This window comes from Archangium minus, assembly GCF_044360475.1.
GTDB classification, from domain to species: domain Bacteria; phylum Myxococcota; class Myxococcia; order Myxococcales; family Myxococcaceae; genus Archangium; species Archangium minus.
Window position 1 is genome coordinate 8747628 of record NZ_CP043494.1, and the last position, 15109, is coordinate 8762736.

Below are 15109 nucleotides of genomic sequence, written 5' to 3' on the forward strand. Positions count from 1 at the left end.
GTACACCGGAAGAGCGTTGATGCAGCGCAGCGCCTGGCGACGTCACGAGACCGGCACGACGTCCAGTTCGCCTCCTAACGCGCGAGTGCCGAATCGTGACGACTGGGTCCGCAGCTGGACCAGCTGTTTCCACCCGAGCCCACGAAGGTACGGCCCTGACCTCCGTTCAGCCCCACAGCGCGGCGTCGGGCGGGTAGACCGTCGTCCCGTCCAGGCGCAGCCCCGGCTTGCGGTCCTCGGCCAGCAGCAAGGGTCCGTCGATGTCGACGAACTCCACGCCCTGGCCGACCAGATGCGCCGGCGCCATGGCGAGCGAGGTGCCCACCATGCAGCCCACCATGACGGAGAAGCCTTGAGCCTGCGCGGCCGCGCGCAGCTTCAAGGCCTCGGTCAGGCCGCCCGTCTTGTCGAGCTTGATGTTGACGATGTCGTAGCGCCCCTTGCAGTGGGCGAGCGATGCCGTGTCGTGGCAGCTCTCGTCGGCGCCCAGACGCACCGGCCCGCGATAGCCCAGCAGCGCCTCGTCCCGGTCGGCATGGAGCGGCTGCTCGATCATGACAACCCCCAGCTCGTGTAGCGCCGGAGCGAAGCGCTGGAGCTGCTCCAGGGTCCACGCTTCATTGGCGTCGACGATCAGGCGACTTGCCGGAGCCGCCCGACGCACCGCCGCGACACGCTCGATATCCTCCTCGCCACCGACCTTCAGCTTGAGGAGGGGGCAGTGGGCCGCCTTCGCCGCCGCCGCCGCCATTTCCTCGATGGGACCGAGGCTGAGCGTGAAGGCCGTGGTGACGGGCCCAGGTGCCGGCAACCCGGCCAGCTCCCAGACCCGGCGGCCCGCCCGCTTGGCCTCGAGGTCCCAGAAGGCGACATCGACGGCGTTACGCGCTGCGCCGGCCGGCAGCACGGTTTGCAGGCCCTGCCGATCGAGCCCGGCCTCCACCTGTGGCACCAGTTGCTCGATGGCGCTCACCACGCCTTCGACCGTTTCACCGTAGCGACGGTACGGCACGCATTCACCACGGCCCACCAGGTCGCCGTCTCGGATTTCGGCCACAACGACCTCGGCCGTGGTCTTGCTGCCGCGAGAGATCCTGAAGACGCCGCGGATGGGCCAGGATTCGGTACGAACGCTGAGCTTCGCCATGAGCAGGCTGTTCCTTTGGAGCGGTGGTGTACGCCGACCATGGAAAACGAAAAAGGCTCCCGAGTCACTCGAACTCGCTCGCCTAAGGCTCGCGTTGGCCCGGGTGGGGACCCGGCAGGCGGACGGTGCGTCACACAACCAAGGTCGGCACTCTGTCCGCTGACGTGAAAGGAGACGGTTCATGCTGGAGCTTCGCACCCCCCACCTCCTGCTCCGCCCCTTGGGACCAGAGGACGAGGAGGCACTCTTCCGGCTCCTCAACGAGCCGCGGGTGCGGCACTACCTCTGTGATGACCTGCCGGTCTCCCGGGAGATGGTCCAGGAGCATCTTGCCCACAGCCAGCAGAGCTTCCGCGAGCGGGGCTTTGGCCTGTTCAGCCTCTTCCTGAAGGAGGAGCCCGGGACGTTCATCGGCTTCACGGGGCTCGGGCGCATCGACGACGGCGAGGAGGTGGAGGTGTGGTACGCCCTCGCCCCCGAGCACTGGGGGCGAGGCCTGGCAACCGAGGCGGCCGAGGCCATGCTGCGCTTCGGCTTCGAGCAGCTGGGGCTGAAGGAGATATGGGCCGGGGCTGACCTGGACAACGCGGCCTCCTTCCGGGTCATGGAGCGCCTGGGGATGACTCGGGTGGGAGAGCGGATCGTCGGACCTCGACAGGTGCGGGCGCTGTACTACCGGCTCACGCGCTGACAGCTGAGGTCTGGAGGCGCGATGCGGTAAGACGCCCGTTACCGCCTTATGCCGCGAAAACGCGCCAGCAAGAAACCAGCCCTTATGGCTACCTCGCTCGTGCTCGACGCTTCGTCCCAGGCGCCGCTGCACCGGCAGCTCTACGAGGCCCTTCGCACCTCCATCGTCGCGGGTCGCCTGCCTCCAGGGACACGACTGCTCTCCACACGGGCCCTGGCCGAACAGCTCGACCTGTCTCGCAACACGGTGATGAGTGCCTACACGCAGCTCCTCTCCGAGGGCTACCTCGTCGGTCAGCTTGGCTCGGGGACGTATGTGGCGAAGGAGCTGCCCGAACGGACGCCCGCGCCCCGGCGCGCCCCCATCCGAACCCCCTCGAAGAGCGCGAGTCCTCCTCCCATCTCGAAGCGTGGCTCCACCATGGCCGCCGCTCACGCGGGATTACGCGCCACACTGGGCATGGTCCAGGCCAGCATGGCCTTCCGCCTGGGCATGCCCTCCGTGGATGCCTTCCCGAGCGAGCTCTGGGGCCGACTGCACCACCGACGGTGGCAGCGCTCGTGGCGGGATGTGCTGTCCCATCAAGACCCGCAAGGGTATCTGCCCCTGCGGCGGGCGCTCGCGGACTACCTGGCCACCTCACGCGGCGTGCGCTGTGGCCCGGAGCAGATCCTCATCGTCAACGGCTCGCAGCAGGCCATCAGCCTGGTCGCCCAGGTCCTGCTCGATCCGGGGGATGCCGTGTGGGTCGAGGATCCCGGCTACATCGTGGCGCAGGGTGTGCTCAAGGCAGCGGGGGCCTCGCTCGTCCAAGTGCCCGTGGATGAAGAGGGGCTGAATGTAGAGGCCGCGATCCAGTTGTCCCCGAACGCGAGACTCGCCACGGTGACGCCGTCGAGCCAGTTTCCCCTGGGCGTCACCCTGAGCCACCAGCGCCGGCTGGCGCTCTTGCAGTGGGCAGAGCGCTCGAATGCCTGGGTGTTCGAGGATGACTACGACAGCGAGTACCGCTACGTCGGCCGACCGCTTGCAGCCCTCCAAGGACTGACGCCAGACGCACGTGTCCTCTACACAGGCACCTTCAGCAAGGTGCTGACGCCCAACCTGCGGCTGGGCTACCTCGTGGTCCCAGAAGAGCTGGTGGATACCTTCATCGCGGCTCGCACCTTCTCCGACTTCCAGTCCGCGCCCCTGGAGCAGACCGTCCTCACGGACTTCATCACCGAGGGCCACTTCAGCCGGCACGTGAGACGCATGAGAACCCTCTACGCGGAGAAGCAGGCCCTGCTCGTCGAGGAGGTCCGGCGTGAGTTGGCGGGGCTGATCGACATCGGCCCCGCGGACACGGGCATGCATCTGCTGGGCTGGCTGCCGCCGGGAATGGACGATCGCACCGCCGCTGAACGCGCGGCTGCTGCGGGTATCTCCGCGCCGCCCCTCTCCGCGTACCGGGGCCAGACCTCGGGACGTGGCGCGCTGCTACTGGGCTACGCCGCGGTTCCGGAGCGGGACATCTCCGAGGGAGTCCGAAGGCTGGCCCAGGCCCTCCGCTGACACCCCGCTCCCAAAGTGGCACCACGACTTCGCGTGAAAGTGGCTCTCGTCCAGGGAGGACCCCCTCATTAGAAACCTCCCAGGAGGAAGCACATGAAAGCACGCATCAACATCGCGGCGGTGTCCCCTGGGGCGTACCGGGCCATGCTGGGCCTCGAGAAGTATCTGAGCGAGTGCAGTCTGGAGGAGGGGTTGCTCCACCTCATCAAGCTGCGCGCCTCGCAGATCAACGGCTGCGCCTACTGCATCGACATGCACTGGAAGGATTCACGCGCGCTCGGGGAGACGGAGCAGCGCCTGTACGGGCTGGACGCCTGGGAGGAGAGCCCCTACTACACGGATCGTGAGCGAGCGGCCTTCTTGTGGACCGAGTCCCTCACGAACCTCGGAGAGGGGCACGTACCGGATTCCGTCTACGAGGCCGTGAAGCCACACTTCTCCGAGAAGGAGCTGGCCGATCTGACGATGGCCGTTGTCACCATCAACGCGTGGAACCGGATCGCGATCGCCTCTCGCACCGTCCCAGGCGGGTACACCCCCGCGGCGCACCCCCGGAAGGAATAGCGCGGGTGGAGCTCTTCTTCGACTTCTGGGTGGGGGCGGGCTCCCCCGTGTGCCCGGGTTTCGTGGGAAGAAGGAGAGCTTTGGGTGCTTCTGCTCTGGGGGTAGGCTCCGCCGCTGAGTGCAGACGGAACGCAGAGGGGACGTTACCGCGGCGCACGACCCCTCGCGATATGTGACCCCCAGCGCCTGAGGACCTCAGAATGACTGCAACCCGTTGGTTGGGACTGGCAACGTTGACCGTGTTGTTCGCCACGAGCGCCCTGGCCCAGGCGCCGAGCGCGGTGGGGCGCTGGACCACCATTGATGATGAGACGAAGAAGCCGAAGTCCGTCGTCGTCATCTACGAAGAGGGCGGCAAGCTGTTCGGGAAGGTTGAGAAGCTCTTCCGCGAGCCCAACGAGGAGCAGAATCCGCTCTGCGACAAGTGCGAGGGGACGCTGAAGAACCAGCCCATCATCGGGATGGTCATCCTGCGCGACCTCAAGAAGGACGGCGATGAGTGGACGGGTGGCACGATCCTCGACCCGGCCAATGGCAAGACCTACAAGAGCAAGATCGCCGTCGAGGACGGCGGCAAGAAGCTGAAGATCCGCGGCTACATCGGCGTGGCACTCATTGGGCGCACCCAGTACTGGGTCCGCGCCGAGTAGGTGAAGCCTGAGCATCCGGTCCGCCCTCCCGGGAGCTTCCCGGGGGGCACGCGGAGGACACGACAGATGGCTGAGTCACGCGAGTGGACGTACCAGGGACTGCGCGGCAAGCTCGTGGCGCGGACGTGGAGCGGGTCCCAGGCGCCGACGCACAGGGTGGTGATCGCGCACGGCTACGGCGAGCACATCGGCCGGTACGAGGCGGTGGCCGACGCGCTCGTTCGCAACGGCGCCGTGGTGTACGCGGTCGACCACATCGGCCACGGCAAGAGCGAGGGAGAGCGGGTCTTCGTCGAGGATTTCGAGGACATCGTCACCGACCTGCACACCCTGGACGAGGCCGCACGCAAGGTGCACCCGGACCTGCCAGTGGTGCTGCTGGGCCACTCCATGGGCGGGCTCATCGCCTCGCGGTACGCGCAACGTTACGGCGACACCCTCGCGGTGCTGGTGCTCTCGAGCCCGGCGATCGGCAGGTGGAGCGCCGCCAGCGCCCTGCTGGCAATGAAGGAGATCCCGGACGTGCCGTTGGACGTGACCACGTTGTCACGTAACCCGGCCGTCGGAGATCGGTACGCCGCCGACCCGCTGGTCTGGCACGGGCCGTTCAAGCGCACCACGATTGCGTCGATGCAGCGCGCAATCGAGGAGGTCAACAAAGGGCCGAGCCTCGGCGACCTGCCGCTGCTGTGGATCCACGGCGAGAACGACCAGTTGGTGCCCATCGAGGGTACTCGGCTCGGCATCGAGCACCTTCGCGGCGACCGTTACGTGGAACGTATCTATCCGGGCGGCCGGCACGAGCTCTTCAATGAGACGAACGCCGACGAGGTGATCGCTGACGTCACAGCGTTCATCCGGACGCAGCTCACCGCCCGCTGAGGGCGCGGCCACGTCGGACCTGGGTCAGCGCTCCGGCACCGGCGTCTCCTCGGTACTCACACCCACGCCCGATGATTGCCCACCACCACCGAGTAGCGGTCACCCAGCGCCGCCAACTCCGCGCGCTGAAGCTCGGCGGCGGTGATCACGCCGCCCAGCGGGTTGGGCAGGTCGCGAGTCGCCGTGGCGGCGGCCACCACGGTGCTGCGGTAGCCAAGGTCGAGCGCGGCGCGCGCCGTGGCCGACACGCACATGTGCGTCATGAAGCCGGCGATGATCAGCTCCGGCCGGCCGATGGCCTTCAGCTGGTCATGCAGTTGGGTGCCGGCGAAGGAGTTGGGCAGGCCCTTGGTCACCACCACCTCGCCATCGATGGGGGCAACGGCAGGGACGAAGGTACTGCCCGGCCCCTTTGGGTCGAACAGACCTCCGGGCTCGCCGTGGTGCGCCACGTGGACCACCGGCACGCCGCGGCGGCGGGCGAGGTCGAGCAAGCGGGCGGCCTCCTCCACTGCGGCGTCGACGCCGGCCAGCGGCAGGGCGCCAGTCGTGTATTCCGCCTGGATGTCGATCAGCACCAGTGCCGAGCGGTCGAGCGGGCTGGGGTGGGCCGGGGCGCCGGCCATGGCGAAGAGCGTGCGGGGGGTCGTCATGAGGTCCTCCGAAGTGGGGATGTTCTTTCGTATCCCGTTCAAAACCGCTCAGCCATTTACTAAAATCGTTCAATGGCTGTTCAAGAACGAGCAGGCGGGTTGGACTGGGAAGACCTGCGCGTCTTCGTGGCGCTGGCACGGGCGGGCAGCCTGTCGGCGGCAGCCCGGGCGCTGCGAGTCAGCCACGCGACCGTTGGGCGCCGCGTCGCCGCGCTGGAGGAGACGCTCGGCCAGGCGCTGTTCGACCGCCGCGCCGACGGCTACGTGCTGACGGCGGAAGGGGCGGCGGTGCTGGAGCTGGCGCAGGGCATGGACGAGCGCGCGCTCGCCATCCTGCGGCGCGCCGGCCGCGACGCTGGGCTCACCGGCACGGTGCGGCTGACCACCACGGAATCGGTAGCCGAGCGCTTCTTGATCCCGCGGCTGGCACCGTTCCGCCGACGCCACCCCGGCATCGACCTGGAGGTGTTGATCGACTCGCGCTCGCTGAGCCTCGCCAGGCGCGAGGCCGATGTGGCCGTGCGCCTCGCCCGCCCGCAGGCGGGAGAGCTGATCACCCGCCGCCTCTCCACCATGGCCTATGGCGTCTATGTGGCGCCCGACGGCGACGCCGATGCCTGGGTCGGCTATGACGATTCCTTGGCCTACCTGCCGGAGGCGCAGTGGTTGGCCCGGATTGCAACCGGCGGGCGCATCGCCTTGCGCACCAATGGGCTGGCGGCGCAGCTCGCCGCCGTGCGTGCCGGCTTCGGCAAGGCCGTCCTGCCGCGCTGGTTCGCCGAGGAGGAGGGCGGCCTCACCGCCCTATCGCCGCCCGCCCCGCCGCCGGTGCGCGAAGCGTGGCTGGTCGTTCACCGCGACCTCAAGGACGTGCCCCGCGTGCGCGCCCTGGTGGACCACGTGGTTGCGACGTTCGAGGCGGAAAGGGCGCGTCTGGAGTAAGGCGACGAGCCCCCTGCTCAGTCGAACGTGAAGTGGTCGATGGGCAGCTGCATGACGCTCTTGGAGGGAGACAGCATGCCTTCCGCGTGCGCCTGGGCGCGCGGCAGCAGGCGCTCGAAGTAGAACTCCGCGGTCTGGATCTTCGCGCGGTAGAACTCCGGCGTCTCCGCGCCGCCCTTCTCGAGCTTCTCGAAGCTCTTCTCGGCCATCAGCGCCCAGTTGTACGCGAGCGAGACGTAGCCGGCGTACATCAGGTAGTCCACGGCCGCCGAGCCGATCATGTCCCGGTCCTTACGCGCGGAGAGCATCAGCCGCGTGGTGAGCCAGTTCCACTGGGCGCACAGCTTCCCGAGCGTCCAGATGAACGGGTACATGTCCCGGTGGGTGGCGTTGCGCGTGCAGAGCTTCATGATGGTGGAGGTGAACTCACGCACCGCCTTGCCGCGGGTGAGGAGCAGCACCTTGCGGCCGAGCAGATCCAACGCCTGGATGCCGGTGGTGCCCTCGTAGAGCGTCGCGATGCGCGCATCGCGGACGATCTGCTCCATCCCGTGCTCCTGGATGTACCCGTGGCCGCCGAACACCTGCATGCCCAGGTTGGCGCACTCGAAGCCCAGCTCGGTGAGGACGCCCTTCAGGATGGGCGTGAAGAAGCCGAGCTTGTCATCCCAGTACAGCCGCTCCTTCTCGTCGTTCTTGAGGATGCCGACCATCATCTTGTCGGCCAGCATCGCGGCGGAGTACAGCATCGCGCGGCCGCCCTCGGCGATGGCCTTCTGCGTGAGCAACATGCGGCGCACGTCCGCGTGGTGGTGCAGCGCGTCCGCCACCTGGTTCGGCTCCTTGGCCCCGGACAACGAGCGCATGGAGCGACGGTCCTTCGAGTAGGCCAGCGCGCCCTGATAGGACAGCTCCGCGGCCGCCACGCCCTGCACCGCCGTGCCGATGCGCGCGGTGTTCATGAACGTGAACATGCACTCGAGGCCCTTGTTCACAGTGCCCACGAGGAAGCCGGTGGACTCCTCGAAGTTGAGCACCGCCGTGGCCGAGCCGCGGATGCCCATCTTGTGCTCGAGCGCACTGCACACCACGTGGTTGAACGGGCCCACGCCACCGTTCCCGTCCGGCAGGTACTTGGGAACGAGGAACAGCGAGATGCCACGCGTACCCTTGGGTGCATCCGGCAGGCGCGCCAGCACGATGTGGACGATGTTCTCCGTGAGATCGTGGTCCCCCGCGGAGATGAAGATCTTGGTGCCAGTCAGCTTGTAGGTGCCGTCCGCCTGCGGGATGGCCTTGGTGGCCACCTGGCCGAGGTCCGTGCCGCACTGGGGCTCGGTGAGGCACATGGTGCCCATCCAGCGCCCCTCGGTGAGGGGCGTCAGGTACGTGCGCTTCTGCTCCTCCGAGGCGTGCACCTGCAGCGTGTTCATCGCGCCGAGGCTCAGGCCCGGGTACATGGAGAACGACCAGTTGGCCGTGCCCATCATCTCCGCGCGCACCATGCCGAGTGAAATGGGCAGCCCCTGACCGCCGAAGTCCGCCGGGTGCGTCAGGCCTTGCCAGCCGCCCGCCACGTACTGGTCGTAAGCGTCCTTGAAGCCACGGGGCGTGGTGACCTTGCCGTCCTTCAGCTCGCAACCGTCCTGGTCACCCTTCTGGTTGAGCGGCGCCAGCACCTGCTCGCAGTAGCGCGCGCACTCCTTGAGGATGTGCTCCACCAGGTCCGGCGTGGCGTCCACCCCGTTGGGCATCGACTTGTAGTGCGAGGGGTAGTCGAAGACCTCGTTCATCAAGAAGCGGATGTCGCGGAGGGGGACCTTGTACTGGGGCATGGGTGCGTGGCTCCTCGTCCTCAGGCGGCGAGCGCCTTGTCGATGGCGGAGAGCACCATGGGATCGTCTGGCGGCACGTCCGGCGAGAAGCGCGCGACCACCTCGCCGTTCTTGCCGATCACGAACTTCTCGAAGTTCCACAGCACACCGGGCTCGGGGTTCGGCGTCATGCCATAGCCCCGCAGCCGCTCGCGGAAGTTCTCGCCAGGCCGAGAGGCCGCCTTGGGGAACCGCTGGGTGAGCTCGCGGTACAGCGGATGGATGTCCGGTCCGGTCACCGTGATCTTCGAAAACATGGGGAAATCCACGCCGAAGTTCGACCGGCAGAAGTCCTGAATCTCCTCATTCGTCCCCGGCTCCTGGCCGGCGAAATCGTTGGCCGGGAAGCCCAGCACCACCAGGCCCTGGTCGCGGCGAGCGGCGTAGAGCTTCTCCAGGGCCTCATACTGTGGCGTCAGTCCGCACTTGGAGGCCACATTGACCACCAGCAGGACCTTGCCGGCGTAATCGCCAAGCCTGGCGTCATCGCCCGTGATGGTCTTCAGGGGCACGTCTTGGATGGCAGTCGGCATGCAGTTTCCTCCCTCAGCGCGGTTTTCTCGGTTCCTCGTCCCTGCTGCGTCCCGGGCTTTTACCTCCAACGTAATCGAAATCCCCCAGGTTTGATGGTCTGGTGCCTCCAAGTCTGACGGGCCGGCCGGGTGCGGCGTCACGGTCCGAGAAATGGATGGAGGGACGTCATGAACGCTTCGGGAAAGGTCGTCTTCGTTGTGTCACTTCACACCAAGGAGGGCCGCCAGGACGAATTCTTGAGCCTGCTCACACCGCTGCTGGATGCCATGCGACACGAGAAGACCTTCATCAACGCCGTCCTTCATCGTGACGCGACCGACCCCACCCGGTTCATGATCTACGAAACCTGGGCTGACCTGGCCGATGTCAGGGACGTCCAGATGAAGCGGGACTACCGCGCGGCCTACGAGGCCGCTCTGCCAGACCTCCTGCGCGAACCCCGCCAGGTGCAGTTCTGGCAACCCCTGCGCGGGGACTTCAAGGTCTTCGCGGACTGAACGGGCCGCGCCATCCACCCGGGGGCTTCGCCGCTCATCCGCCCCAGAAACCGCTCATCACGATTCGGACGTCCCGGGACGCGCCGCCCGTACCTTCTCCCTCGCCGGGCCACCCCACGGCCCCAGAGGGAGAACTCCATGCGTCAGCTCATCCTTTCCGCTTTCCTGCTGCTCGTCGGCATCGGCTGTACCACGGGCAGTCAGGCCGTGCGGGCCGAGCCGGGCTCGCCTACCGCCTTCCGCGTGGACGTGCGCGGCCACGGCCGGCCGATGATCCTCATCCCAGGCTTCGGCTCGTCGGGAGCGGTCTGGGACGGGGTCGTCGCCCACTACCAGGAGCGCTTCGAGTGCCACGTCCTCACGCTCTCCGGCTTCGCGGGCGTTTCGGGGAGCGGGGAGAGCACGGTAATGCCCCTCGTCCGTGAGCAGCTCGCGGCCTACGTGGCGGCGCACCACCTCGACAAGCCGGTGGTGGTGGGTCACAGCATGGGTGGAGTCATCGCCCTGTCGCTCGCGGCCGAGCACCCCGAGGCGGTGGGCCAGCTCGTCGTGGTGGACAGCCTGCCCTTCCTCCCGGCCGTCAACGATCCCTCGGCCACTCCAAGCTCCTTGAACGAGATGGCCCTCGGCTTCCGCAACATGCTGATGAGCCAGCCGCTGGATCAACGCCGCGCCTACCAGCGCCGCGTCCTGCCCACGCTCATCTCCGACCCAGCAAAGGTGGAAGTCGCGCTGGACTGGTCGATGAAGTCCGAGGGGCGGACGCTCGGCCAGGCGTTCTACGAGATGATGACCACGGACCTCCGCCCGGCGCTGGGCCGCATCCACGCCCCGGTGCTGGTGATGGGGAGCTGGGCCGGAACCCCTGGCGCCACCCGAGCCGCCGCCGAGCAGTCATTCCACTCGCAGTATGCGGGGCTCTCCGGCGCGCGCATTGTCCTGGCAGACCGAGCCCGGCACTTCATCATGTGGGATGATCCGCGCTGGCTGATGCAGCAGATGGATTCCTTCCTCTGAGAGACCACCATGTCGCCACCGCGCACCTCGCGCACCTACTGGGTCTGCCAGGGATTGGGCTGGTCGCTGTACGCCCTCTTGAACGCACTGGCCTTCGGCTCGCGCTCCCGGGAGCCGGGGGTAGCGGCAGGGCTCGCGGTGGGCTTCAGCGCGATGGCGCTGGGGCTCACCCATCTCCTGCGCCACGGGGTGGCTCATGAATGGAAGCGGCTTGGCCCCGCTGCGCTGGCGCCGCGCATGGTGGCCGCGAGCCTCCTTCTGAGCCTGGTCGTGAATGGAGCGGGGGGGTTGGTTGGGCACCTCCTCCGGCCGGACGCGCCCCGAGGGCTCCCCATTGCCTGGCTCATCTCCGTGTTCAACTGGAGCGTGGTGTTCCTCGGCTGGCAGCTCCTCTACTTCGGCATCCACTTCGTCCAGCGCACCCGCCGCGCCGAGCTGGAGTCGCTGCGCCTGGAGGCCGCCGCCAACGCGGCGCAACTGCGCCACCTCGAGGCCCAGCTCAACCCGCACTTCCTCTTCAACTCGCTCAACGTGTTGCGCGCCCTTATCGCCGAGGACCCAGGCCGGGCCCAGCAGGCGGTGACCCAGCTCGCCAACCTGCTGCGCTACGCGCTGTCGGCCGAGGGCGAGACGGTGAACCTTGAGCGGGAGTTGCAGGTGGTGCGCGACTACCTGGCGCTGGAGGAGCTCCGCCTGGAGGAGCGGCTGCGGGTGCGCATGGAGGTGGAGCCCGCGTGCCTGCCCGCGCCCATTCCTCCCATGTTGGTGCAGCAGCTCGTGGAGAACGCCATCAAGCACGGCATCGCGCGGCTGACGGAGGGCGGCGAGCTCTCCATCGTGGCGCGCCAACACGGCGGGCTGCTGCTCCTGGAGGTCGGCAATCCCCGTCCTTTGCGAGACGATGGCCGCAGCAGCGGCAGCCGCGTGGGCCTGACCAATGCCTCTGAGCGGCTGCGCCTCCTCTTCGGCGAGCGCGCGAAGCTCGAGCTGGATCTCTCCCTGCCGGATCGCGCGGCCGCACGCATCCAGATACCGTGGCCATCATGAGAGCGCTCATCGTGGATGACGAACGGTTGGCCCGCGCCGAGCTCAAGCGGCTGCTCGCGCCGTTCCCCGAAATCCAGGTGGTGGGCGAGGCCGCCAACGCAGACGAGGCGGCGCGGCAGGTGGAGGCGCTCACGCCGGACCTGCTCTTCCTGGACATCGAGATGCCGGGCGGGAGTGGCTTCGACCTGCTCGGGCGGCTGGAGCACGTGCCGCGCGTCATCTTCACCACGGCATATGATCAGCACGCCGTGCGAGCCTTCGAGGTGAACGCGCTCGACTATCTGCTCAAGCCTATTGATCCGGCGAGGCTGGCCCGGGCGCTCGAGCGGCTGCCCACGGTATCCGAGCCACCGGCTCCCACGCCGCGCAAGCACCTGGAGCGGGTGTTCGTCCGGGACGGGGAGCACTGCTGGTTCGTGGAGCTCGCGGACGTGCCCCTCTTCGAGAGCGAGGGCAACTACGCCCGGCTGTACCTGCCCGGGAAGCAGCCGCTGCTCGCGCGCTCGCTGAACTACCTGGAGGAGCACCTGGATCCGGAGCGCTTCTTCCGGACGAGCCGCCAGCACCTCGTCAATTTGCGCAGGGTGGAGGCCGTGGAGTTAGGGCCCGGGGGACGGCTGGTGCTGCGGCTGCAGGGTGGCCGGGAAGTGGAGATGTCCCGCCGCCAATCCCAGAAGTTCCGCGAGCGGATGAGCCTCTGAGTCAAAAGAGGCGAACGCTGGGGCTTGGGCAGGGCGGGCGAGTCGTCAAGCCCTTCCACATCCGCCGCCACGGACGAGTAGGTCCCGGCCTCGACAGCCTCCACCGACTTGGGGAGGAGCATCGCGGGGCAAGGTCGGCGGAGCCGCCCCACGCGCCGAGCGCCTCTCGTCCGCCGCCGCCCTGCGGCCAGGCGATCCGCACTTCAACCATGCGCTCTCGCGGGTGCTCATGCCCTCCCCCGGCGCACCTGGAGTGCACGGCACACCCGCTGCGGGTGAGCCGGAGCTGGGACCTGACCCTGCGCGAGGTGGAGAGCCGCCACATCGCGCAGGTGATGGCCACCGAGGACGGAAACGTGGAGCGAGCGGCCAGGCTGCTCGGCATTTGGAGCAGCTCGCTGAACCAAAAGCTTAAATACCTGGGCCTCTCGCCCAAACTCTAGAATCCAGACTCCGGGCTCCGAACCGGAACCATCCATGTGAGCGCGGTGCGTCGCGATTCCGAGGAGTTGTCCTCGCCGACACGCTGGCGTGGAGATTGCTCTTGCGCGACGCACCTTTGGAGTTCGCGATGTCTGTGAAGAAGTCTCTCATCATCATCCATTGCCTATACACCGTCTTCCTCCTCTCCCTCGTCGGGGTCTCCGTCCTCTTGTTTCAAGGGGCGCAGCGGGCCCGGGAACAGGAGTACGTCCGCTATGCCTCCTACCAGGTAGCCGATGAGCTCCGTCAGTCGTCCGATGACCTGACGCGGCTCGCGCGCACCTACGTGGTCACCGGCGAGGCCCGGTACGAGCGCATGTATTGGGACGTGCTCGCGATCCGCAACGGCGAGCAGCCGCGCCCCGATGGCCGGCGCATTTCACTCATCCAAATGATGGAGGACCTGGGGTTCACCCAGGAGGAGCTCGGCAAGCTCGCCGAGGCGCAACACAACTCCAACGCGCTCGTCCGGACCGAGTCCATCGCCATGAATGCAGTGAAGGGGCTCTTCGACGACGGCCGCGGAGGCTTCACCCTGCGTGGCGAGCCCAACTCCGCCCTGGCGGCGCGGCTCATGCATGATGACGCCTACCACGCGAACAAGGCGGCCATCATGCGACCCATCGAGGAGTTCTTCTCGATGCTCGACAGGCGCACGCACGCGGCCGTCGAGCGTGAGGTGAAGCAGGTCAAGCGATGCCTGGCGCTGCTGTTCGTGCTCGTCGCTGCGTTCGCCGTGCAACTGCTCTTCAGCGCGATGCTCACGCGGGGCATCCTCCAGAAGCTGGGCGGCGAGCCGGACCACGTGGCGGAGATCGCTCGCCGGGTTGCGGAGGGAGACCTGGCCACCCCCATCGATGCCCAAGATGCCCGTGAGGGCAGCTTGTTGTCCGTGATGAAGCGCATGTCGGAGAAGCTGGCGCAGGTCATTGGCGAGGTCCGGGGGGGAGCGGTCGCGCTCGCTGGGGCCTCCGCGCAGGTCTCCGCCGCGAGCCAGTCCCTCTCCCTGGGAACCAGTGACCAAGCCAGCAGCGTGGAGGAGACCACGGCCTCCCTCTCGCAGATGTCCGCCACCCTCACCCAGAACAGCGAGAGCCATCGCCAAATGGAGCAACTGGCGCTCAAGGGCGCGCGCCAGGCAGCGGAGAGCGGCCAGGCGGTGCGGGAGACAGTGGCCGCGATGAACGCCATCGCGGAGAAAACCACCGTGATCGAAGAGATGGCCTACCAGACCCACCTGCTGGCGCTGAACGCGGCCATCGAAGCGGCGCGCGCGGGCGAGTCCGGCAAGGGCTTTGCCGTGGTCGCCACCGAGGTGCGAACGCTCGCCGAACGGGCGCGGAAGTCGGCCCAGGAGATCTCGGTCCTGGCGGGCAACAGCGTGAAGGTGGCCGAGCGCAGTGGGCACCTGCTCGGCGAGCTCGTCCCCTCCATCCAGAAGACGGCCGAGCTGGTCCAGGAGGTGGCGGCGGCCAGCCGGGAGCAGTCCTCGAGCGTGATGCAGATGAATCGCGCCATGGTGCAGGTGGACGAGGTGACGCAGCGCAACGCCTCGGCCGCCGAGGAACTGGCCAGCACCGCCGAGGAGATGGCCGCCAAGGCCGACACGCTGCAGCAGTTGGTCGCCTTCTTTCATGTGCACGTGGACCCGCCCCGGCCCGTCGTCCCCAAACCGCGGGAGAGGCCCACTCCCCCCTCCCCTCCGACCGTCCTGGTGCGCGCCCCCACGGGGAACCAGGCGGTGTACTGAGCCAGGCACTTCCAATCCATCTCGGTGACCTACGCCGGGCTCTTCGACTCCCTGAGAGCCCGTCAGAAGCTTCGGCCGCCTCCAAACCGGGGATCGGCAAGGGAACGGGACACACGCTCGACC

At 67.8% G+C, this 15109-nt stretch carries 16 protein-coding genes; 12 read left to right on the plus strand and 4 right to left on the minus strand.

All coding sequences use genetic code 11. The features are described 5' to 3' along the window. Nucleotides 1-166 precede the first annotated feature (166 nt). Nucleotides 167-1147 (minus strand): N-acetyl-D-Glu racemase DgcA, encoded by a 981-nt coding sequence (gene dgcA, locus F0U60_RS35475; protein WP_395806486.1) that lies wholly within the window; start codon nucleotides 1145-1147, stop codon nucleotides 167-169. Nucleotides 1148-1328: 181 nt separating this feature from the next. Here dgcA and F0U60_RS35480 point away from each other — a divergent pair, with 181 nt between their 5' ends. From F0U60_RS35480 to F0U60_RS35500, 5 genes are all read left to right on the plus strand, one after another. Continuing rightward, nucleotides 1329-1838: a GNAT family N-acetyltransferase gene (locus F0U60_RS35480; RefSeq protein ID WP_395806487.1), complete on the plus strand. Its 510-nt coding sequence runs from the start codon at nucleotides 1329-1331 to the stop codon at nucleotides 1836-1838. Nucleotides 1839-1922: 84 nt separating this feature from the next. Then, nucleotides 1923-3392 (plus strand): PLP-dependent aminotransferase family protein, encoded by a 1470-nt coding sequence (locus F0U60_RS35485; RefSeq protein ID WP_395806488.1) that lies wholly within the window; start codon nucleotides 1923-1925, stop codon nucleotides 3390-3392. A 93-nt stretch (nucleotides 3393-3485) separates the two neighbouring features. Next, nucleotides 3486-3956, plus strand: coding sequence for a carboxymuconolactone decarboxylase family protein (locus F0U60_RS35490; RefSeq protein WP_395806489.1), 471 nt, complete (start codon nucleotides 3486-3488; stop codon nucleotides 3954-3956). 200 nt (nucleotides 3957-4156) lie between these two features. Next, nucleotides 4157-4606 (plus strand): DUF2147 domain-containing protein, encoded by a 450-nt coding sequence (locus F0U60_RS35495; protein WP_395806490.1) that lies wholly within the window; start codon nucleotides 4157-4159, stop codon nucleotides 4604-4606. 66 nt (nucleotides 4607-4672) lie between these two features. Next, the gene (locus tag F0U60_RS35500) at nucleotides 4673-5488 is read left to right on the plus strand and encodes a lysophospholipase (protein WP_395806491.1); all 816 of its coding nucleotides are present in this window, start codon (nucleotides 4673-4675) and stop codon (nucleotides 5486-5488) included. Between the two features lie 56 nt (nucleotides 5489-5544). Here F0U60_RS35500 and F0U60_RS35505 read toward each other — a convergent pair whose 3' ends face one another. Further along, nucleotides 5545-6183, minus strand: coding sequence for a cysteine hydrolase family protein (locus F0U60_RS35505; protein WP_395806492.1), 639 nt, complete (start codon nucleotides 6181-6183; stop codon nucleotides 5545-5547). 57 nt (nucleotides 6184-6240) lie between these two features. On the opposite strand from F0U60_RS35505, the gene F0U60_RS35510 reads away from it, so the two are divergent. After that, a complete protein-coding gene (locus F0U60_RS35510; protein ID WP_395806493.1) occupies nucleotides 6241-7083 on the plus strand; it encodes a LysR family transcriptional regulator in 843 nt (280 codons plus the stop codon). A 17-nt stretch (nucleotides 7084-7100) separates the two neighbouring features. Here F0U60_RS35510 and F0U60_RS35515 read toward each other — a convergent pair whose 3' ends face one another. Both F0U60_RS35515 and F0U60_RS35520 read right to left on the minus strand, forming a co-directional pair. Continuing rightward, nucleotides 7101-8918, minus strand: a complete 1818-nt coding sequence (locus tag F0U60_RS35515) for an acyl-CoA dehydrogenase C-terminal domain-containing protein (protein WP_395806494.1) — start codon at nucleotides 8916-8918, stop codon at nucleotides 7101-7103. A gap of 20 nt (nucleotides 8919-8938) precedes the next feature. After that, nucleotides 8939-9490 (minus strand): glutathione peroxidase, encoded by a 552-nt coding sequence (locus F0U60_RS35520; protein WP_395806495.1) that lies wholly within the window; start codon nucleotides 9488-9490, stop codon nucleotides 8939-8941. Nucleotides 9491-9658: 168 nt separating this feature from the next. Here F0U60_RS35520 and F0U60_RS35525 point away from each other — a divergent pair, with 168 nt between their 5' ends. The 6 genes from F0U60_RS35525 to F0U60_RS35550 all read left to right on the plus strand — a co-directional run bounded on the left by F0U60_RS35525 (nucleotide 9659) and on the right by F0U60_RS35550 (nucleotide 14986). Next, the gene (locus F0U60_RS35525) at nucleotides 9659-9988 is read left to right on the plus strand and encodes a putative quinol monooxygenase (RefSeq protein ID WP_395806496.1); all 330 of its coding nucleotides are present in this window, start codon (nucleotides 9659-9661) and stop codon (nucleotides 9986-9988) included. A 138-nt stretch (nucleotides 9989-10126) separates the two neighbouring features. After that, on the plus strand, nucleotides 10127-11005 hold the full coding sequence (locus F0U60_RS35530; RefSeq protein ID WP_395806497.1) for an alpha/beta fold hydrolase: 879 nt from the start codon (nucleotides 10127-10129) through the stop codon (nucleotides 11003-11005). Nucleotides 11006-11014: 9 nt separating this feature from the next. Next, complete coding sequence (locus F0U60_RS35535; protein ID WP_395806498.1) at nucleotides 11015-12052, plus strand: sensor histidine kinase; 1038 nt, start codon at nucleotides 11015-11017, stop codon at nucleotides 12050-12052. Beyond that, entirely contained in the window at nucleotides 12049-12753 is a 705-nt protein-coding gene (locus F0U60_RS35540) for a LytR/AlgR family response regulator transcription factor (RefSeq protein WP_395806499.1), read from the plus strand. The genes F0U60_RS35535 and F0U60_RS35540 overlap by 4 nt, the downstream gene beginning before the upstream one ends. Before the next feature lie 209 nt (nucleotides 12754-12962). Next, nucleotides 12963-13196 (plus strand): helix-turn-helix domain-containing protein, encoded by a 234-nt coding sequence (locus F0U60_RS35545; protein ID WP_395806500.1) that lies wholly within the window; start codon nucleotides 12963-12965, stop codon nucleotides 13194-13196. 128 nt (nucleotides 13197-13324) lie between these two features. Further along, nucleotides 13325-14986 (plus strand): methyl-accepting chemotaxis protein, encoded by a 1662-nt coding sequence (locus F0U60_RS35550; protein WP_395806501.1) that lies wholly within the window; start codon nucleotides 13325-13327, stop codon nucleotides 14984-14986. Nucleotides 14987-15109: the final 123 nt, after the last annotated feature.